The 19,420-nt window shown below is 60.6% G+C and carries 20 protein-coding genes; 9 read left to right on the top strand and 11 right to left on the bottom strand.

Annotated elements, in window-relative coordinates:
- Positions 1 to 42: 42 nt before the first annotated feature.
- Positions 43 to 525: a GNAT family N-acetyltransferase gene (locus INS80_RS01775; protein WP_192963893.1), complete on the bottom strand. Its 483-nt coding sequence runs from the start codon at positions 523 to 525 to the stop codon at positions 43 to 45.
- Positions 526 to 627: 102 nt separating this feature from the next.
- Here INS80_RS01775 and INS80_RS01780 point away from each other — a divergent pair, with 102 nt between their 5' ends.
- The gene (locus INS80_RS01780; RefSeq protein ID WP_192963894.1) at positions 628 to 816 is read left to right on the top strand and encodes a DUF6324 family protein; all 189 of its coding nucleotides are present in this window, start codon (positions 628 to 630) and stop codon (positions 814 to 816) included.
- Between the two features lie 93 nt (positions 817 to 909).
- On the opposite strand, the gene INS80_RS01785 is transcribed toward INS80_RS01780, so the two are convergent.
- Positions 910 to 1,398 (bottom strand): MmcB family DNA repair protein, encoded by a 489-nt coding sequence (locus INS80_RS01785; RefSeq protein ID WP_192963895.1) that lies wholly within the window; start codon positions 1,396 to 1,398, stop codon positions 910 to 912.
- A 458-nt stretch (positions 1,399 to 1,856) separates the two neighbouring features.
- Between INS80_RS01785 and INS80_RS01790 the strand changes: the two genes are divergently transcribed.
- The gene (locus INS80_RS01790) at positions 1,857 to 2,144 is read left to right on the top strand and encodes a hypothetical protein (protein ID WP_226892533.1); all 288 of its coding nucleotides are present in this window, start codon (positions 1,857 to 1,859) and stop codon (positions 2,142 to 2,144) included.
- 87 nt (positions 2,145 to 2,231) lie between these two features.
- Here INS80_RS01790 and lepA read toward each other — a convergent pair whose 3' ends face one another.
- Complete coding sequence (gene lepA / locus INS80_RS01795) at positions 2,232 to 4,031, bottom strand: translation elongation factor 4 (protein ID WP_192963897.1); 1,800 nt, start codon at positions 4,029 to 4,031, stop codon at positions 2,232 to 2,234.
- A gap of 120 nt (positions 4,032 to 4,151) precedes the next feature.
- On the opposite strand from lepA, the gene INS80_RS19245 reads away from it, so the two are divergent.
- The 3 genes from INS80_RS19245 to INS80_RS01810 all read left to right on the top strand — a co-directional run bounded on the left by INS80_RS19245 (position 4,152) and on the right by INS80_RS01810 (position 7,371).
- The gene (locus INS80_RS19245; RefSeq protein ID WP_226892534.1) at positions 4,152 to 5,654 is read left to right on the top strand and encodes a hypothetical protein; all 1,503 of its coding nucleotides are present in this window, start codon (positions 4,152 to 4,154) and stop codon (positions 5,652 to 5,654) included.
- A 230-nt stretch (positions 5,655 to 5,884) separates the two neighbouring features.
- Positions 5,885 to 6,193 (top strand): hypothetical protein, encoded by a 309-nt coding sequence (locus INS80_RS01805; RefSeq protein ID WP_192963898.1) that lies wholly within the window; start codon positions 5,885 to 5,887, stop codon positions 6,191 to 6,193.
- A 197-nt stretch (positions 6,194 to 6,390) separates the two neighbouring features.
- Positions 6,391 to 7,371: a LysR family transcriptional regulator gene (locus INS80_RS01810; RefSeq protein ID WP_192963899.1), complete on the top strand. Its 981-nt coding sequence runs from the start codon at positions 6,391 to 6,393 to the stop codon at positions 7,369 to 7,371.
- Positions 7,372 to 7,378: 7 nt separating this feature from the next.
- Here INS80_RS01810 and INS80_RS01815 read toward each other — a convergent pair whose 3' ends face one another.
- On the bottom strand, positions 7,379 to 7,831 hold the full coding sequence (locus tag INS80_RS01815) for a low molecular weight protein-tyrosine-phosphatase (RefSeq protein WP_192963900.1): 453 nt from the start codon (positions 7,829 to 7,831) through the stop codon (positions 7,379 to 7,381).
- Positions 7,832 to 7,878: 47 nt separating this feature from the next.
- On the opposite strand from INS80_RS01815, the gene INS80_RS01820 reads away from it, so the two are divergent.
- Entirely contained in the window at positions 7,879 to 8,586 is a 708-nt protein-coding gene (locus tag INS80_RS01820; protein WP_192963901.1) for an NAD-dependent deacylase, read from the top strand.
- A gap of 99 nt (positions 8,587 to 8,685) precedes the next feature.
- Here INS80_RS01820 and INS80_RS01825 read toward each other — a convergent pair whose 3' ends face one another.
- From INS80_RS01825 to meaB, 4 genes are all read right to left on the bottom strand, one after another.
- Positions 8,686 to 9,171: a copper chaperone PCu(A)C gene (locus INS80_RS01825; protein WP_192963902.1), complete on the bottom strand. Its 486-nt coding sequence runs from the start codon at positions 9,169 to 9,171 to the stop codon at positions 8,686 to 8,688.
- 71 nt (positions 9,172 to 9,242) lie between these two features.
- Entirely contained in the window at positions 9,243 to 9,593 is a 351-nt protein-coding gene (locus INS80_RS01830) for a hypothetical protein (RefSeq protein WP_192963903.1), read from the bottom strand.
- Positions 9,594 to 9,717: 124 nt separating this feature from the next.
- A complete protein-coding gene (gene rpmB, locus INS80_RS01835; protein ID WP_192963904.1) occupies positions 9,718 to 10,008 on the bottom strand; it encodes a 50S ribosomal protein L28 in 291 nt (96 codons plus the stop codon).
- Positions 10,009 to 10,187: 179 nt separating this feature from the next.
- The gene (meaB, locus tag INS80_RS01840) at positions 10,188 to 11,165 is read right to left on the bottom strand and encodes a methylmalonyl Co-A mutase-associated GTPase MeaB (RefSeq protein WP_192963905.1); all 978 of its coding nucleotides are present in this window, start codon (positions 11,163 to 11,165) and stop codon (positions 10,188 to 10,190) included.
- A 119-nt stretch (positions 11,166 to 11,284) separates the two neighbouring features.
- Here meaB and hrpB point away from each other — a divergent pair, with 119 nt between their 5' ends.
- Complete coding sequence (gene hrpB, locus INS80_RS01845; protein ID WP_192963906.1) at positions 11,285 to 13,759, top strand: ATP-dependent helicase HrpB; 2,475 nt, start codon at positions 11,285 to 11,287, stop codon at positions 13,757 to 13,759.
- A gap of 124 nt (positions 13,760 to 13,883) precedes the next feature.
- On the opposite strand, the gene INS80_RS01850 is transcribed toward hrpB, so the two are convergent.
- Positions 13,884 to 14,648 (bottom strand): SDR family NAD(P)-dependent oxidoreductase, encoded by a 765-nt coding sequence (locus INS80_RS01850; RefSeq protein WP_192963907.1) that lies wholly within the window; start codon positions 14,646 to 14,648, stop codon positions 13,884 to 13,886.
- A gap of 225 nt (positions 14,649 to 14,873) precedes the next feature.
- On the opposite strand from INS80_RS01850, the gene INS80_RS01855 reads away from it, so the two are divergent.
- Together INS80_RS01855 and INS80_RS01860 are read left to right on the top strand one after the other, a co-directional pair.
- Entirely contained in the window at positions 14,874 to 15,332 is a 459-nt protein-coding gene (locus INS80_RS01855) for an NUDIX hydrolase (protein WP_192963908.1), read from the top strand.
- Positions 15,333 to 15,420: 88 nt separating this feature from the next.
- A complete protein-coding gene (locus INS80_RS01860) occupies positions 15,421 to 16,920 on the top strand; it encodes an inorganic phosphate transporter (protein WP_192963909.1) in 1,500 nt (499 codons plus the stop codon).
- Between the two features lie 101 nt (positions 16,921 to 17,021).
- Here the strand turns inward: INS80_RS01860 and argF are convergent, their stop codons facing one another.
- Together argF and INS80_RS01870 are read right to left on the bottom strand one after the other, a co-directional pair.
- Positions 17,022 to 17,948: an ornithine carbamoyltransferase gene (gene argF / locus INS80_RS01865; protein ID WP_192963910.1), complete on the bottom strand. Its 927-nt coding sequence runs from the start codon at positions 17,946 to 17,948 to the stop codon at positions 17,022 to 17,024.
- A 71-nt stretch (positions 17,949 to 18,019) separates the two neighbouring features.
- On the bottom strand, positions 18,020 to 19,195 hold the full coding sequence (locus tag INS80_RS01870; protein WP_192963911.1) for an aspartate aminotransferase family protein: 1,176 nt from the start codon (positions 19,193 to 19,195) through the stop codon (positions 18,020 to 18,022).
- Positions 19,196 to 19,420: the final 225 nt, after the last annotated feature.

Genomic DNA, 19,420 nt, shown 5'->3' on the forward strand with positions numbered 1-19,420 from the left:
TGGGGGGCGATTTAGCCTGTCCGATACCCGAGCGCAAGGGGGTTAAAGCACAGTTTTCCAGCTTTGTTCGATCAAATCCTGTCCGAAAGAATGCACGGGCTTGCTGTCTGCCAGTTCCCAGCCGAAAGCCGCGTATAGGGCACAGGCCGCCTCGTGGCTTTCATGGGTCCAGAGCGTCATGTCCTTGTAGCCCGCATCGCGCGCGAACTGCATGCAAGTCTGCAGCAGGCGCTTGCCCAACCCCTTCCCGCGCGCCTCCGGCGTCAAGAGGAACAGGCGCAGCTTGGCAGTGGTGTCCGTCAAGCGCACGCAGAAAATCGAGCCGAGCCGTTGCCCGTTTTCCTCGGCGATCCAACCGCGCTCGCAGGTCGAATCGTGCGAGGCGCAGAATTCTTTCAGGATCTCGGCCACCAGCGGGCCGAAGGTGTCATCAAAGCCTTCATCCCGAGCGTAAAGAGTCTGGTGACGCTCCACCAGCCACTCGCTGTCATCAGGTTCGAATCGGCGCAGGGTCACTTCGCTCATGGCTCACCTCACCACGAAGCGCGCTTGCCTTTCAACAGGCAGCGGGCTAGCAGGGATCCCCAGACAGGAATGGCGTCAATAGACCGCACGAAGGAGGCTGCGATGGGTATCAACAGCGAACGCGATATCGAGGCGAACATGCAGATCGGCCCGACCGACCTTGGCATGGTGCGCATCTATATCGAGGCCGACGGCGTGGAGATCCCGATGGATTTCGAGCCCGAAGAGGCCGAGGAAATCGCCGACGAGATCCGCGCTGCCGCCCAGGCCGCCCGCAGCATCAGCGGATAAGCGCAACCGCACCGCGTCAGCGGTGCCGAGCCCAAGGCCGCCAAAGACATCCGGCGCAGCCGGGTGGCTTGCGGGCGCGGGAGTGCCCCCGCCCTAGGCTTCGCCCCCTTCAGATCCCGGCAGAATACCCTCCTGGCCAAAGCGTGGATCGCGCAAGGACTGCAGGCGCCGCGCCGCATCCATGGCCAGCTTGTGCGTCATCTTCTTGCGCCGCGCGGCTGGCAGCTTGTCCTCGGGCCCCATGCGAACGATTTCGCCGTAATAGGCGTCCGCAATGATCAGCCCGGTTTCATCGGGCAGGATCTCCACCGGGAATTCGGTATCCACCGCCCAGAAATAGCGGTCACACCACTCCAGATATCCCTGCCACTTGCTGTCGGACTGGAAATCGGCGCGGCTGGATTTGCACTCCACTACCCAGATCTCTCCCTTTGGCCCCAGCGCCATCAGATCGACGCGCAGGCCCCGCGTGGGCACAAATTCCTCGACCGAGACAAACCCCAGCGAGCGCAAATATCGCGCCACACCGCGGGCCAGCCTTTGCCCCGCCTGAAACCCTGCCAAGTCGTGATCGTCTGCCATGCACCAGATGTGAACAATTGGGGAACAAAATGCAAGCCCGGCCGGCCCCGAAAAACTCTAGGCACTTGCCCCTTGCTCCGGCCCGCGGGGCACACTAACTAGAACAGCGGCGGGTTCTGCCCTTCTCGTGACAGGTAGCATTCCAGTGGCCTTAAGCAATTCCGAGGGAGCTGGCTCTGTTCGGATCCTGGTCCGTTTACCTGGCGCCCACCTGTACATACAGGTCCTCGGGAATCAAAACCGCACGGTTGCCTGGTGGTCCCGCCACTTCCCATAGCCAAGAATGAAATATTATTCATTTATTTTCAGTTAGTTATTGCGAGACAAAGGCATCTCACAACATTCATAAGACATGACTATTGAATTACATATCTACGAAGCATCAGCGGCAAACAGAAATCGCAACATCATGGCTATCTGAGCTAAAGGGTGCACAAATAGACACTGACCTTTTGAACATGTATCCGGAAGGTCCAATCTTCGCCTCATTCAACCCGGTCGAGATTGTCAGTTTCTTAAGCCGCTGCGCCGATCAGGAAGCAGAGATTCACATCTCAGATCAGGAGATGACTGAGGTCACACTGACAACAGAGTTCGAATTTGAAACTATGAAAGAGGGTCAACTGGAGTTGGCCTTTACCCTCACCTCGCGATACGAAGACGGATCCATATCCTTTACAATCAGCTGCATCAAAGAGGCAGATGGAAGGATTTTGGTGTTCGGAGACAGAAGCTTCGCAGAGTGAGTATAGATATACATCGCGAAAAGGCTGTTGGGGGCAAAACACTCCTAGTCGAAGGCGCCCCCTCAACTTCCATAAGGGTTGATAGCCTCAGTTATCCATCTTCAGCGCCGAGATGAAGGCTTCCTGCGGGATGTCGACCTTGCCGAACTGGCGCATCTTCTTCTTGCCCGCTTTCTGCTTGTCGAGCAGCTTGCGTTTCCGGCTGGCGTCGCCGCCATAGCATTTCGCGGTCACGTCCTTGCGCAGCGCCGAGAGTGTTTCGCGCGCGATCACCTTGCCGCCGATGGCCGCCTGGATCGGGATCTTGAACATATGGCGCGGGATCAGGTCTTTGAGCTTTTCGCACATGGCGCGGCCGCGCATCTCGGCGCGGTCCCGGTGCACCATCATCGACAGTGCATCCACGGGTTCGTCGTGCACCAGCACCGACATCTTCACCAGGTTGTCCTCGCGATAACCGGTCAGGTGATAGTCAAAGGAGGCATAGCCCTTGGTCACCGATTTGAGACGGTCGTAGAAGTCAAAGACCACCTCGTTCAAGGGCAGATCATAGACCACCATGGCGCGGGTGCCCGCATAGGTCAGGTCTTCCTGAATGCCGCGGCGGTCTTGGCACAGCTTCAGCACATCGCCAAGGTATTCATCCGGCACCAGAATGGTCGCCTTGATGCGCGGTTCTTCGATATGGTCCACCTTTGACATGTCGGGCATGTCGGCGGGGTTGTGCAGGTCAATCTGCTCCCCGTCCTTCATGTAAACGTGGTAGATCACGCTCGGCGCGGTAGTGATCAGCTCGATATTGTATTCGCGTTCAATCCGGTCGCGGATCACCTCAAGGTGCAACAGACCCAGGAAGCCGCAGCGGAAGCCAAAGCCAAGCGCCGCCGAGGTCTCCATCTCGAAACTAAACGACGCATCGTTGAGGGCCAGCTTGTCGATAGCATCGCGCAGGTCTTCGAATTCGGCGCTGTCCACCGGGAAGAGACCACAGAACACCACGGGCTGCGCCGGTTTGAAGCCGGGCAGAGCCACTTCGGTGCCGTTGCGGTCATTGGTGATGGTGTCGCCGACGCGGGTGTCGCGCACCTGCTTGATCGAGGCGGTGAGGAAGCCGATCTCGCCCGGCCCCAGCTCGTCCACCACCTGCATCGCGGGGCGGAAGACGCCGATCCGGTCCACGTGGTGCAGAGTGTCGTTCGACATGAACTTGACCCGCATGCCCTTTTTCAGCACGCCATCCATGATGCGCACCAGAACTATCACGCCAAGGTAAGCATCATACCAGCTGTCCACAAGCATCGCCTTGAGCGGCGCATCGCGGTTGCCTTCGGGTGCGGGCAGCTGCTGGACGATGGCCTCCAGCGTCTCGTGGATGCCCTGCCCCGTCTTGGCCGAAACCTGAATGGCGTCGGTCGCATCGATGCCGATCACATCCTCGATCTGCTCGGCCACACGGTCACAGTCGGAGGCCGGCAAGTCGATCTTGTTCAGCACCGGCACGATCTCGTGATCCGCCTCGATCGCCTGATAGACATTCGCGAGCGTCTGCGCCTCCACCCCTTGGGTGCTGTCCACCACCAAGAGTGAGCCTTCAACCGCGCGCATGGAGCGGGAGACCTCATAGGCAAAGTCTACGTGGCCGGGTGTGTCGATGAGGTTCAGAACATAGGTCTCCCCATCGTCGGCCTTGTAGTCGATCCGAACGGTGTTGGCCTTGATGGTGATGCCGCGCTCGCGCTCGATATCCATCGAGTCCAAAAGCTGCTCTTTCATATCGCGCGTCTCAACCGTGCCGGTCTCCTGGATAAGCCGGTCAGCGAGGGTGGATTTGCCATGGTCGATATGAGCGACGATGGAGAAATTGCGGATCTTGGAGAGCTCTGTCATGGTTTGGGGATATGGTTCGGAATCACGCATTGGTCAAGGTAGTTTGCACAAGTGGCACAAGACGTTCAGGACTCACACCTGCCTCCAGAGTTCGACGGTTTGTCAAATGACCTCGAAGGGTTGCTGAGCGTCAGCAAAAGGATGATGCTTCGGGCGCTTCCCTATCTACTTCCAAGCAAGCCGATAGAGCCTAAACGCTATGGTGACAGACATTTCCTGAACACCTTTCGGCTTGCGATGCTAGCCGTCTTGCAGGGGGCTATCTGCAACAAACCAATATTCTCCGCGATAACGAGAGAAGCACTTCTGCTCGGACAGTTTGTTACCCCACGCGAAAGCCAAGGTTTCATCAACCCTGCCTACATGGCCAGCAAGCTTCTTGGAGCCTCCGCAGCACCAAGGCTGTATTTTGGCCTTCGGGATGGAAACCCAGCAGCCGCCGAGGACGTTCATAAGGTCGTCGGTGAGTGCTCCTACTTCTATGAACAATTGCCTTCGGACATCTCCACTGGCCATGAAGAGGTATTTTCTTCAATTTTGGAGGATCGCGGACGTGATCTCTCGTTCATCACCCACGGCAAAACTCTCTTCGATCAAAACCTGTTTGAGTATTCAATCAACCATGCAGCTAGCGAATGCTGGGCGACCTTTTGTAATACTTCTGAAAAGCAATCCGTGTGGGCCTTCTGGCGAGACTGGTACCAAGGCTTCCTAGACGGAAAACCACTTGACTGGGAGCTACAACGCCGCGTTGCCCTGATCGACGATGCCATTTGGAATCAAGGCCCCGAGGCGGTCGCCAAAGAGATCGAGCGCATCAAGGCCGCATATCTGACCGAGCGCCTCCCCCTGGCCGAAACCATCGAGGTTAGCCCGGACACCTCCAAGTTCCGTGCGGTGCCTATTCCCGTGGAGAATGCCCCGCTGATGTCGGCGCTGCTGACCCAGATTGCGGATGCCACCGAAGACGCATTGCATGGCCATAACGGACTGACGGAACGCTCCGGCGATATCCGCAAGCTGGGCCGCGTAATTACTCGCTATGGCAACGATCCACAGCAGGCGGAACTGACGCTGACCACCGTCGCCAAAAGTCTGCGCCGCCAGATCCATGACAGCCGTGAGCTGCCCGACAATGAAGACAACCTTGCACTGCTGGATGCGGTTGAGGACGGCGTGCGCGGGATCCGGGCCAACCACCCCGAGGTCGCTGCCAACCGGGAACAGCTCGCCCAGCAGGCTCTGACCGAACTCTCGGCAGAGGACAAACAGGTTCTGGAACAGGCCCAGCCGCTGCTCATCGCGATCAGCGAAGGCGCCATGGCTGAAGATTTTGCCGAGGACATTCCCGAGCTGATCAACGACGCGGTTCTTCCCCTGCCCACCGGTGCGCCCGTCCTGCCCGGGGCCGACGCAACAACGCGCATCTTCAGCCGGGTGTCCAAGATGGCGCTGCTTGTCGACAACGCAAAGAAGCTGGCAAAGACAGGCGCGCAGACCTTTGACAGCGACCTTGTGAAAACCATCCGCTTGGGCGGTCTCACCGTAACAACACTCGGCGGCGTCAGCGCTATTCTTTACAATCTGGTCCAGATCGGCTTGCGGATCTTGGGCGTCCTCTAACCAAGGTCCGCGCCTGACTGGGCGGGCGCAGTGCGCCTGCTGGGGGGCAGGCATGCGCGGCCCGGTCTTGCGTCCGGGCAGGACGTTCCCCCATACGGGACCTGCGGCAGATTCCCGCGCATTCTTCATCTGCGCTTAACCACGATTGAAAGCTTGCCCCCCCTGCGGCATAGTCTGCTCCAACCGCCTGCCAGCGGGCCTTCTTCAGATCAGTGGACGGGACAATCCTTATGCGTTTTGTGACCTCTTTTTTATGTGCTGCGGCCATTTGGACCGTCAACCTGCCCGCCGCCCAGGCTGGCGTGATCGAGCAGGCCTGCCGCAAGTCCGAGCGGGCCTATAACAAGGCAGGCCTGTGCAGCTGCATCCAGGCTGTTGCAGACCAACGCCTCACGCGCTCTGAGCGGGTCACTGTCTCCAAGTGGTTTGCGGACCCCCATCAGGCACAGGTGGTCCGCCAGTCCGACCGTCGCAGTGACGAGCGCCTCTGGGAGCGCTACAAGGCCTTTGGCGAAACCGCAGCTCGCGCCTGCGGATAACAAAGCAGCCGATCCACGCATATCCCGATACGATCATGCCTCGGGCTCCTGCTGTGATGAAAAACACGGCAGGATCGCCTCTTCATACCCATTTTGCCCCGGTTTCACCCGAACATGGGAAAAACCCAAGCATTCGCCCCCTTGACCTGACGGCATGCGCTCGCGGAAAAAGGAACGGCATTTTTCGGAGCTAATTCATGTTGATGAAGGGCGTAACCCTGCGAGGTCTTGAGGTTTTTGAAGCCTTGGCCAAGACCGGATCCGTTGCACAGACGGCCGAAATCACCGGACTGAGCCAACCCGCCGTGAGCCAGCAACTGCGCAATCTGGAAAAGGCCCTAGCAGCCGATCTGGTGGACCATGGCCGACGGCCGATGGTCTTGACACCCGCCGGACAAACCTTCCTGAGCAGGACCGAGGCCGTCCTGTCCGAACTGCGCCTTGCGCAAAGCGAGCTGACCGTCGTGGACCTCAGCCATCTTCCAGCCCTCGCAATGGGATTGATCGATGATTTCGACAACGACCTGACCCCGCGGCTGGTTTCCATCCTGGCGGACAGCCTGACCAAATGCCGCTTCAAGATGATTACCGCGCCAAGCCACGACATCATCCGCGCCATGGAGGCAAAGGAGCTTCATATAGCCGTTGCCGCGAGCCTTGGAACCGCGCGCGATGGCATAATCGAATATCCGCTGGTGCGGGACCCATTTATCCTGGTGGCCCCCAAGGGATTCATCCAGCCCCATGCCAAGGGTTCGGCGCGCACCGACATGGAGCAGATGCACACTCTGCCCTTCCTGAGATACGCCTCCGAGCAGCTGATTTCCCAGCAAATCGACACGCACCTGAGACAGCAGAACCTCAGCTTTGAAAGCCGCTTCGAGATCGGCTCCCACCTGGCGCTCATGGCGATGGTAGCGCGGCGAGTCGGCTGGGCGATCACGACGCCTCTTGGGCTGATGCGCGCCGCACGCTTCCATGATCAGATCGAAGCCTATGCCCTGCCTTTTGGCAGCGCAGCCCGCACGATCTCTCTTTTCACCAGTTCGGACTGGGCCGACAGTGTACCGCGGGACGTGTCACAGACCATGCGGCACCTGATCCAGAGCCAGATCATCGAACCGGCCTTGACCCGCTTCCCCTGGCTGACCAATGATTTTCATGTCATCGATCCGTAAGGCCGCTTTACAGCGCGCCGCCCTGCAAATGTGATGCCAGTCCCGACGCCGCGCGTTCTATCAGGTCAAGACATCCTTCAAAATCTCGCGTGTAGTAAGGGTCCGGCACATCCTGGTCGCCATCCCCCGCTGCAAAGGGCGCAAACAGCTGGACTGGAGTATTATTGTCGCGCGGACGCTGTGCTTCGATATCGGCCAGGTTTTCGCTGTCCATCGCCAGGATCAGATCGAAACGCAAGAAGTCATCCGATTGAAATTGACGCGCCCGCAGATCCGAAAGTTCGACCCCGCGCGCCCGCGCGGCGGCCTGCATTGGGCCATAGGGCGGCTTACCCACATGATAGCGCGCCGTGCCCGCACTGTCCGTCTCCGCCTCTGGCACCAGGCCCCGAAACACTCCTTCAGCCGCAGGCGAGCGGCAAATGTTGCCTAGGCAGACGAACAAAATCCGTTTACGCATCATAAATACTCCTTTTCGAACCTTCATAAGTAGGAGGCTTGGTTGCGATGGGAAAGAGCGAGGGCAAAATCGTCATTCTAACCGGCGCCGGAATATCTGCCGAAAGCGGTCTCGGGACATTTCGAGACGAAGGCGGCCTCTGGGCACAGCACCGGATCGAAGATGTTGCAACCCCCGAGGGCTTTTCCCGCGATCCAGAACTGGTGCACCGCTTCTATAACGCGCGAAGGGCACAGGCGGCAGAGGCCACACCGAACGCGGCCCATATTGCGCTTGCAAACCTGCAGCAGAACTGGCCCGGCGAAGTTGTGATCATCACCCAGAACGTGGACTGTCTGCATGAGAAGGGGGGCGCTTCAAAGGTTCTGCACATGCATGGTGTTCTGGACGGAGCACTATGTGCCAGCTGTGACCACCGCTGGCCAGCCCCGGACGAAATGCACCCGTCGGACACCTGCCCGGCCTGCCGTGCGACCAGCACGCGTCCCGATATCGTCTGGTTCGGAGAGATGCCCTACGACATGGAAGAGATCTACGATCACCTGGGCGATGCAACGATGTTTGCGTCGATCGGCACATCTGGGCAGGTCTACCCTGCCGCCGCCTTTGTCCAAGAGGCGCGCATGGCCGGGGCGCATACCATCGAGCTGAACCTTGAGCCATCTGCCGGGGCTTCCAGCTTTGGGGAACGCCGCCTAGGCCCCGCCACGCAGATTGTTCCGGCCTGGACAAACGAGCTTTTGTCCGGGGCCTAAGGGGCCGCACGACCGTATCGTAGCAATGCAAATGGCCAACCTGCTGGGCTGGCCAAATGGGTCGCGCAGCAAGCTGCGCGACAGTGATTCAACACGGCGTCAGTTTGAGTGCTTGCCGTGTTTCATACCGCCGTGGTTGGGCTTGCGCTCCAGATCGACCGGAACCTCCACACTCACTTCGCCTGCCTTTTCGAACACAAGTGTCAGCGACACCAAGTCTCCGTGATGAAGGGATTCCTTGAGGCCAAGGAACATGACGTGATCGCCACCGCGCTTGAGCATGTGAGTTTCGCCTGCGGGAATGGCAAAGCCCTCCTCAACGTGAACCATCTTCATAACACCGTTGGCGTCGCTCAGGTGCGTGTGCAGCTCAACCCGCTCTGCCACGTCCGAACGGGCGTCGACCAGCCGGTCATCTGCACCGGTGTGATTCATGATCTGCATGAAGGCGGCGCCGCTTGCAGACATCTTGGTGGAAACGCGCGCATAGGCGTCCTGCACCATCATGCCCCCTGCCATGGCGGCTCCAGCCAGGGTTATTGCGGTGGCGCTAGTGGCTGCGAATACGAAGGATTTGAAAGACATCAGAGGTCTCCTGTTATCATAGTCTGTCTGAACACCCGGCCCGTTTGGCCGGAAAAGATCTGGTTTGGAGATCAGACAGGAACAGGAGGCCCACGCGCGAAGGCACCAGACGCCCGGGAGGCGCACCAGTCAGCGCCAACATAGAATACAAGTGTATAGCTTCCGAGATCAGCCGGCACGGGCAGCCCCAAAGCGACAGGCGCAGCCACATCGAGGAGGTGCATAATGCAGTCGGGGCAGTAATGAGGGGGACGGGTCGGCTGCCCCTCGCTATCGACATAGATCGTCACCGGCCCCGTACCGGTGCAGATCACCATCTGACCGGATACATCCTGCGCCCCGCGCGCCGCAGCTGCGCTATGGGCGGTCAGCACCACGGCCAAGGACAGGAAGATCCCGAGGAATATGCGAAGGGATTGCATCATCATTCGCCGATATGCCCATCGGCGAGGAAAACTGCAAGCGACATCTCACCGCCCACATAACGGCAAAACGCCGCGCTGGACGATCCGGCGCGGCGCTTCAAAATTGGATCAGTGCAGCGGATCAGGCCTGAGCAGCTTGCGCCTTGGCGATCTCTTTCTTCACTTTCAGGGCTGCTGCGGACAGCTCTTCGTCCTTCGCTTTGGCAAGGAAGGCGTCCAGACCACCACGGTGATCGACCGAACGCAGGGCAGCTGCGGAGATGCGCAGTTTGATGCCACGGCCCAGAATCTCGGACTGCAGGGTAACGTCGTTCAGGTTCGGCAGGAAACGACGCTTGGTTTTGTTGTTGGCGTGGCTGACATTGTTGCCAGTCATCGGGCCTTTTCCGGTCAGTTCGCAACGGCGCGACATGGGTTCTTCCTTCGTATCTGGGGCGGCGTGCCGGGAATACCCCCGTATCTGCCGCCAAATCACAAGGGGCGCTGCCATTGGCTGCGCCCGAAAACTGGTTGGATGCGTTTAGGAGGAATCATCGGCAGGGTCAAGCCATATGGCCGGTTTTTTGCCCTCCTTCGCAGGAAAGTGCCGCCTTACTCCAGCCCCAGGCCTTTCAGCATGTCGCGCGCCGCTGCCGCAGGTGTCTGCGCGCCCTCCGCAACGGCTTCTGACAACTCCGCCATGCGCCCGCGCGCCCAGGGTGTCTCCAGCCTTGCCAGCAAAGCCTGACGCACGTCTTCGGCAAACCAGTAGCGGGCCTGTTCGGCGCGTGTACGGTCCCAGTGGCCACTCTCTCGCCGCCAGCCTGCCAGCGCTTCGATGTCGGACCACGCGCTTTTTAGCCCCTCTCGCGCCAAGGCGGAAACCATCATCGCCTTGGGAAAACCTTCCGGGTCCTGCGGGCGCTTGCGCAAAAGCCGCAGCGCCCCGGCATAGTCGGCGCAGGTGCGTGTGGCCGCCGGTTTCAGATCGCCATCAGCCTTGTTCACCAGAATCATGTCGGCCATTTCCATAATGCCGCGTTTGACCCCCTGCAGTTCATCCCCGCCGGCAGGCGCCAGCAGCAGCAGGAACAGATCCGACATCTGTGCCACCACGGTTTCCGATTGCCCGACCCCGACAGTTTCAATCAACACCACATCGAACCCAGCTGCCTCGCACAGGGAAACCGCCTCGCGCGTGCGGCGCGCCACCCCGCCAAGGGTCGTCTGGCTGGGCGATGGGCGGATAAACGCATTCTTCTGGCGGCTGAGATGCTCCATCCGTGTCTTGTCGCCCAGAATGGACCCGCCTGAGCGTGCCGAACTGGGATCTACGGCCAGCACAGCGACCTTGAGGCCTCGCTCTACCAGCATCATGCCAAAGCTTTCGATGAAGGTGGATTTTCCCACCCCAGGTGTCCCGGAAAGACCAATGCGCAAAGACTGCCGCCCGGATTTCGCCAATTGCTCGAGCAGGGCAAGGGCTTGTTCGCGGTGATCGCTCCGGCCGCTTTCCACCAAGGTGATGGCCCGCGCCAGTGCCCGCCGGTCCCCCTTAAGGATCCTCTCTTCCATCTGCGCGATATCCATGGCCTGCCCCGTCTTAGAAAGTTTCGCATACTTGACGCAGGCGGGGCCGGGTTGTCCAGTACCCAGGCGGCCGCAGTCGCCCTCTGGACCCGGACCAGAGCATTGGCGATAAGGCGCATATGACACGCCTGCCCATTGACGACGTACTGCCCGATCTGATCTCTGCCCTGAGCGCCCATGGCCGTGCCGTCTTGCAGGCACCTCCCGGTGCCGGCAAGACGACCAAGGTTCCACTGGCCATGCAACAGGCGGGGCTTTGCAACGGTCGCATCGTCATGCTGGAGCCACGCCGCCTTGCCGCACGCGCCGCCGCTGAGCGCATGGCCGATACCCTGGGCGAACGGGTCGGAGAAACCGTCGGTTACCGTATTCGCGGCGAAGCCAAGATCGGCAAGGCAACCCGAATTGAGGTGGTCACCGAAGGCATCCTGACGCGCATGTTGCAATCGGCCCCCGATCTGCCCGGCGTCGGCGCAGTGATCTTCGACGAATTCCACGAACGCTCGCTCAACGCCGACCTTGGCCTTGCGCTATGTCTTGAAGTGGCGGGAGCCCTGCGGGACGATCTGATCCTGCTCGCCATGTCCGCAACGCTCGACGCGGAACCGGTAAGCACCCTGATGGAGGCGCCGCTTGTAACCTCCGAGGGACGCAGCTACCCCGTCGAAACACGCTGGCTGGAACGCCCCCTGCCCGCGAACGTGCGCCGCATCGACGCGCTGGTGAATCTGGTTGTGCAGGCCGAAGCTGAAACGCGCAAGGAGGGCGGTGGCATCCTTGTCTTCCTGCCGGGCGAAGGCGAGATCCGCCGCGCCGCAGCTGCGCTGGACAGCCGCCTGCCAGGTGACTGTTCGGTCCACCCCCTGTTCGGCGCCCTGCCCTTTGCCCAGCAGCGTGCTGCCATCCAGCCCGCCGCATCGGGGCGCAAAGTGGTTCTGGCTACCTCCATCGCGGAAACCTCGCTGACCATTGAAGGCGTGCGCGTGGTGGTGGACATGGGCCAATCGCGCCGTGCTCGCTTCGATCCCGGCTCCGGCATGTCGCGGCTGGTGACAGACCGCGTTACCCGCGCCGAGGCCACCCAGCGGCAGGGTCGTGCCGGGCGCGTCAGCGAAGGGGTCTGCTATCGTCTCTGGAGCAAGGGCGAGGACGGCGCACTCGCCACCTTTCCCCCGCCCGAGATCGCCTCTGCCGACCTTGCGGGCCTGGCGCTGGAGCTGGCACTCTGGGGAGCATCGGAGAGCAATCTTGCCTTTCTGACCCAGCCCCCGGAAGGTGCGTTGCAGGAGGCCCGCAATCTACTGACCTTTCTCGGCGCGCTGGATGAACAGGGGCGCATAACGGATCACGGCAAGGCGCTCTCTGCCCTGCCCCTGCACCCGCGCCTTGGGCATATGCTCCTGCAGGTCGGCCCGGCGCAGCACGCAGAGGCGGCCACTCTCGCCGCCCTTCTGGCCGAGCGCGATCCGCTGCGCGGCGCCCCATCGGACCTGATGCTGCGGCTTGAGGCTATCAGGGATGCAAAGGGCTTTCAGCGCAAACGACCCTATCAGGTCGCGCTGCCCGTAATCGAGCGCATCCGCGCCGAGGCCCGCAGGCTTGGCCAGCATTTGCGCAAGAACGACCTGGCCAGGAACTCCCGCCTGACTCCCGCGGCTCTTGCCGCATTGGCCTACCCCGATCGCATCGGCCAGCGCCGCACGGGCGATGCGCCCCGCTACGTGCTCTCTGGCGGAAAGGGCGCCGTGCTGCCGCCAGAGGATACCCTATCCGCAGCCTCCTTCCTCGTGGCGCTGGATACCGACGGAAACCCGCGAGAAGCAAAAATTCGCATGGCGGCGCAGATTACCCTCGGAGAAATCCGCGATCTCTTTGCCGATCAGATCGCATGGGAAGACGGCTGCGCCTGGTCCAAACGCGAGCGCCGTGTGATCGCACGGAGCCAGGAACGTCTTGGCGCCATCGTCCTGGAGGATCGCATCTGGAAGGATGTCCCTCACGAGGCGGTGGCAGAGGCCATGCTCGACGGGGTGCGCGACCTCGGCCTGCGGTTAGAGGGCGCCGCGGCGCGGCTGGTGGCCCGGGTCGAACTGCTGCGCGCCGAAGGGCACGATCTGCCGGATTTTTCGGCCAGTGGCCTGATGGATGCGCTCGACGACTGGCTCTTGCCCATGCTGACTGGTGTAAAAACCGCACAGGACTGGAAACAGTTCGACCCTTTACCCGCCCTGCGCGGCGCGCTCAGCTGGGAGCAAACGCAGCTTCTGGACCGGGAAGCACCGGGCAGTTTCAAAACACCCCTCGGGCGCAAGATCCCCATAGACTACGGACAGGAGGTGCCCGAGATTGCCGTGCGCCTGCAGGAAATGTTTGGCGTCACGAGACATCCCACCGTCGCGGGCGTGCCTCTGAAGGTAACGCTCCTATCGCCCGCCCAACGCCCGATCCAGATCACCCGCGATCTACCGGGGTTCTGGGCCGGATCCTACGCCGATGTACGCAAGGATATGCGGGCTCAGTATCCGAAACACCCCTGGCCCGAAGATCCAACCGAGGCCGATCCCACGCTACGCGCCAACCGGCGCAAGTCCTGAGAGCAACGCATACGCAGCATATCGCACAACCGCAGCGCCCCTGCGCGCTGCCGGGCCAAACTGCGGCTGTTGCATCTTTGATGCGGCGGGCCGTAGGCCGGAGCCCCGCCGTCTCCGCGAAAGTTCATTCCTTTGCTGCATCCGCACGCAAGGCGGGCAGGCCGATCCCCGTCGCCTCGAACCCGCCATCCGCTGCCAGGATCTGTCCGGTGATGAAGCTCGCCTTGTCTGACAGCAGAAAATTGATTGCAGCCGCGATCTCCTCTTCCTTGCCGTAGCGATTGAGCGGCAAGGCATCGTGATAGGCCGCGATGATCTCGGGGCTGTGCACCGCCATCGCCAGCTTGGTCGCCACCGGCCCGGGAGCCACTGCGTTGACCCGAATCCCGATTTCGCCCAGCTCTGCCGCCTGTTGCAGAGTAAGCTGCGCAAGCGCCGCTTTGGACGTCCCATAAGCCACCCGCAACGTACTGGCACGCAGGCCGGAAATCGACGTGATGTTGACCACGGCCCCGCCTCCGTCGGCGGCAAGCAGATCCGTGAAGGCCTGTGTCATCAGGAAAGGGCCATCAAGGTTCGTCTCCATCACCCGACGCCAGCGTTCGAATGTCGTCTCACGTATGGGACCAAAATCAGCAACGCCGGCATTGTTCACCAAGCCGTCAAGCCGCCCGAAATCCTCCGTTATCTCTGCAACCGCACGCGCGACATCCTCAGGGCGCGACACATCCGCTGCAATCTGGGTCACGGTCTCGACCTCCTGTCCAGCAGCCTCCAAGGCCTCGACGTCGCGATCGAGAATGGCCACGTTCCAGCCCATCTCAACCAGCCCTTTTGCCGTCGCAAGGCCAATCCCCCGTGCGCCCCCGGTGATCAAAGCCGTTTTCATTTCCGCCTCCTCCGCAAAGTGATCTGTGCCGTAGCGCTTTGCTCGCCCTCGGAGCCTCCGGCGTGGGCACAGATGCTGCGAAAAACTCACAATTTCGGTGCAAACTCAAGCTGGGATTGAAAAATGCGTCTTATCCACATATGTTTGCATCCCAATAAAGCGCGAGACGCGTTCAGACGGCACGAGCAAGACGACAATAACAATACGACCGAAAGCAGTTCAGGCATGACCACGCTCCTTGCACAGGCATGGGAAGAATTCCTTCGCCCCATGATCTTCCGCCCCAAAAGGGTGCAGGTCGCGGCACTCTGCTGCCGCAAGACCGGCGCTGGTACGGATGTGCTGATGATCACCAGCCGCGGAACCGGCCGCTGGATCATTCCGAAGGGCTGGCCCATCCGCGGTAAAAACGGCCCTGAATCCGCGCTGCAGGAAGCCTGGGAAGAGGCTGGTGTTGCCGACGCCCGCATCGAGCAGGCGCCGCTTGGCACCTATGCCTACTCGAAGGAACGTAACAACGGGGTGAGCGAGCCGGTTGAAACGCTGGTCTATGTCGCCGAAGTCAAACGGATGAAGGATGACTATCCCGAGGCGCACCAGCGCAAACGCGTGTGGATGCCAGCGCAAAAGGCTGCCAACCTGGTGCAGGAGCCGGAACTGCAGGACATACTGCGTCAATTGTAACGGTATTGTAAACTATTTGTAACAGCGCCCTTGCTCGCTTGCGTCTATACGTCTACCGCACCTCCAAGCAATATTCGGAGGCATCGACATGGGCGCGGATGAGCAACAAAGCGAAAAAGTAGATAGCAAACACTGGGAAACGCTCGACCGGGATCTGAACCGGATTTCCCAGCTGGAGCTGGCGACCGCCTATGTTGCCCGACCGCTGGTCGGTCCGGGGATTGCCCTGGCTTTCATCGTTCTCGCAGGTATTGCGGCGGCAGTGCTGCTGGGCAGCGCCCCGGTGAACTACGTGGTCATCGTGGCCGCCGTCTTTGGCGCCTACATGGCGCTCAACATCGGCGCCAACGATGTGGCGAACAATATGGGGCCTGCGGTGGGCGCCAATGCGCTGACCATGGGCGGCGCAATCGTGATCGCCGCCATCGCCGAAAGCGCAGGCGCGCTCTTGGCGGGTGGCGATGTGGTCTCCACCATTTCCAAAGGCATTATCGACCCGCAGGCGGTTGCCACGACAAATGTTTTCATCTGGGCGATGATGGCTGCGCTGGTCTCTTCGGCGCTTTGGGTCAACCTGGCGACCTGGATCGGTGCGCCGGTTTCCACCACCCATTCGGTCGTGGGCGGCGTCATGGGAGCTGGTATCGCAGCCGCAGGAATGTCCGCGGTAAACTGGGCCACTATGAGCAAGATCGCCGCAAGCTGGGTCATCTCTCCTGTGTTGGGCGGGATCATAGCCGCCCTGTTCCTGGCTATCATCAAGGCGAAGGTCATCTACCAGGAAGACAAGATCGCGGCGGCCCGGAAATGGGTTCCGATCCTGGTCGGGATCATGGCAGGTGCCTTTGCCTCTTACCTGGCCCTGAAGGGCCTCAAGAAGATCGTCAAGATCGACCTACATTCCGCTCTCCTGATCGGCTTGGCCTTTGGGGTCTGCAGTTGGATGATCACCCGGCCGCTGATCGCGCGCCAGTCTGTCGGTCTTGAGAACCGCAACAAGTCGCTCAAGATCCTGTTCCGCATCCCGCTTGTGATCTCGGCCGCGCTGCTGTCCTTTGCCCACGGGGCAAACGACGTGGCCAATGCGGTGGGACCGCTGGCAGCAATCGTTCACGCATCCGAGTTCGGAGACTTCGCCACGAAGGTCGCCATACCGACCTGGGTCATGGTGATCGGCGCCTTCGGCATTTCATTTGGCCTGTTCCTGTTCGGCCCCAAGCTGATCAGAATGGTCGGCAGCCAGATTACCAAGCTGAACCCGATGCGCGCCTATTGCGTGTCGCTTTCAGCGGCCATTACCGTGATTGTCGCCAGTTGGCTGGGCCTGCCTGTTTCTTCGACCCATATCGCGGTCGGCGCGGTTTTTGGCGTCGGCTTTTTCCGCGAATGGCACGCCGAGAACCGGTTGCGCAAGTTCGCTTTGCAACGCCCTGCGGAATTGCGCATCGCCCCCGAGGAGCGCCGCCGCCGCAAACTGGTGCGCCGCAGCCATTTCATGACGATCGTTGCTGCCTGGGTAATCACTGTGCCTGCAGCCGCCCTGTTGTCCGGCGTAACCTTCTGGGTGCTGACGACGATCATCGGCTGACACCCAGAATAGATCTGACAAGAAAACCCCTCGCGGCACATCGCTGCGAGGGGTTCATCGTTTTCAGTCCGGGCCAAGCCACCTTGGTTTCGTCAGGCGGATCAGACGCCCAGGCACCAGCGCATGATCGCTTTTTGGGCATGCAAGCGGTTTTCAGCCTCGTCAAAGATCACCGATTGCGGCCCGTCCATCACCGCAGAAGTCACCTCTTCTTCGCGATGAGCAGGCAGGCAGTGCATGAACAGGGCGTCCTCCTTGGCGTGGGCCATCAGCGCATCGTTGACCTGGTAAGGGCGCAGCATGTTGTGGCGGCGCTCTTTCGAGGACTGGCTGTCATGCATGCTGACCCAAGTATCGGCCACCACCAGATCGGCGCCTTCCACGGCCTTGACCGGATCACGTTCGATCACCACTTTCGCACCCGCCTTGCGCGCAAGACCCACGAATTCATCCTCGGGATCCAGCTGTGCGGGGCCGGTGAAGGTCAGGTCAAAGCCGAACTGAGCCGCCGCATGCAGGAACGAGGCGCAGACATTGTTGCCGTCGCCGGTCCAGACCACCTTCTTGCCCTTGATCGGGCCGCGGTGCTCTTCATAGGTCAGAATGTCGGCCATGATTTGGCATGGGTGGGTACGGTCAGTGAGGCCATTGATCACCGGCACATCGGCATATTCCGCCATTTCGATCAGCACCGATTCATCGAAGGTCCGGATCATGATCATGTCCACATAGCGCGACAGGACGCGGGCGGTATCGGCGATGGTCTCACCGTGTCCCAGCTGCATGTCATTGCCCGATAGCACCATCGTCTCGCCGCCCATCTGGCGCACGCCCACATCAAAGGAGACACGCGTCCGGGTCGAGGGTTTTTCAAAGATCAGCGCAACCATGCGGCCCGCAAGCGGCTGCTCGTCATCAGGCGCGCCCTTTGGACGACCAAGTCGAGACTGCTTCATCGCGCCCGCGTTATCAATGATGCCCCGCAGGGCATCCGCGTCGGTTTTGTGGATGTCGAGGAAATGGTTCATGTCATGTCACTTCTAGTCATCTGACAGCCAAAAGCCGGGCCTTGCCTGTCATATTGCAATTCAAAGGTGGATTAAGCGGCGCTCACTTGCGATGCGGCCTTGTCAAGGCGCATACAGGCCTCGGCGATGTCCTCATCCGTGAGGTTCAAGGGCGGCAGCAGGCGGACCACGTTGTCGGCTGCAGGCACGGTTATGACTTCATTGTCGTAGCCTGCATTGACCACATCCATATTCGCGGCCTTGCATTTCAGCCCCAGCATCAGGCCGGAGCCGCGCACTCCCTCAAATACCTCGGGATGGCTTGCGATCAGCCCCTCCAGTTTCTGGCGCAACAGACCCGCCTTGCGGTTCACTTCAGCCAGGAATGCGGGATCCGCAACCGTGTCCATCACCGCGCAGCCCACAGCGCAGCCCAGCGGGTTGCCGCCATAAGTCGAGCCGTGAGTTCCCGCAGTCATGCCACTGGCTGCGTTTTCACTCGCCAGCACCGCACCCAGCGGGAAACCACCACCAATCCCCTTGGCCACCATCATGATGTCCGGCTCGATCCCCGCCCATTCATGGGCAAAAAGCTTACCGGTACGGCCGACGCCACACTGGACCTCATCCAGGATCAGGAGGATACCGTGTTCATCACACAGGTCGCGCAGCCCCTTGAGGCAGGCGTCCGGAAGCGGGCGAATCCCGCCCTCACCCTGTACTGGCTCGATCAGGATAGCAGCAGTCTTTTCATCTATCGCGGCGGCGACCGCATCGTGATCGTTCCAGGGCAGATGGACAAAGCCCGGCAGCAGGGGGCCGAACCCCTTGGTCATCTTTTCCGATCCCGCCGCCGCGATCCCGGCAGAGGACCGCCCATGGAAGGAGCCTTCGAAGGTGATGATCTCCACCCGCTCGGGCTGGCCGTTGTCGTAGAAATACTTGCGCGCCATCTTGACGGCCAGTTCGCAACTTTCGGTTCCCGAATTGGTGAAGAACACCGTATCGGCAAAGGTATGCGCCACCAGCTTGTCGGCCAGCGCCTGCTGCTGCGGGATCTGGTAAAGGTTCGACACATGCCAGAGGTTCTGCGCCTGGGTGGTCAGCGCCTCAACCAGTGCCGGATGGGCATGGCCCAGTGCATTGACCGCGATCCCGGCGCCCAGATCCAGAAAGCGTCGACCGTCCGCCTCGATCAGCCAGGCGCCTTCGCCTTTGACGAACTGAAGCGGAGCACGATTGTAGGTCGGCAGAACGGACGGGATCATCAGGATCATCCTTTTCAAACATGGAGGCCAAAGCTGTGCATAGCCGGGCCGAAGGGTCAATACTGTAGAAGGGTGTCTGTGCCCTCTTTCGGGCACGCAAGATCAAAGCGGCCGGTTACGCAAAAGAGCGTCGGCGTCGTAGCGTTGTGATATGTGCACGTTTGATCATGGTATGGGTCCATAAGGGAGCTTTGAGCAAAATGAAACCCCTTTTGTCACACCATA

It is taken from the genome of Phycobacter azelaicus, assembly GCF_014884385.1.
GTDB classification, from domain to species: Bacteria; Pseudomonadota; Alphaproteobacteria; order Rhodobacterales; family Rhodobacteraceae; genus Phycobacter; species Phycobacter azelaicus.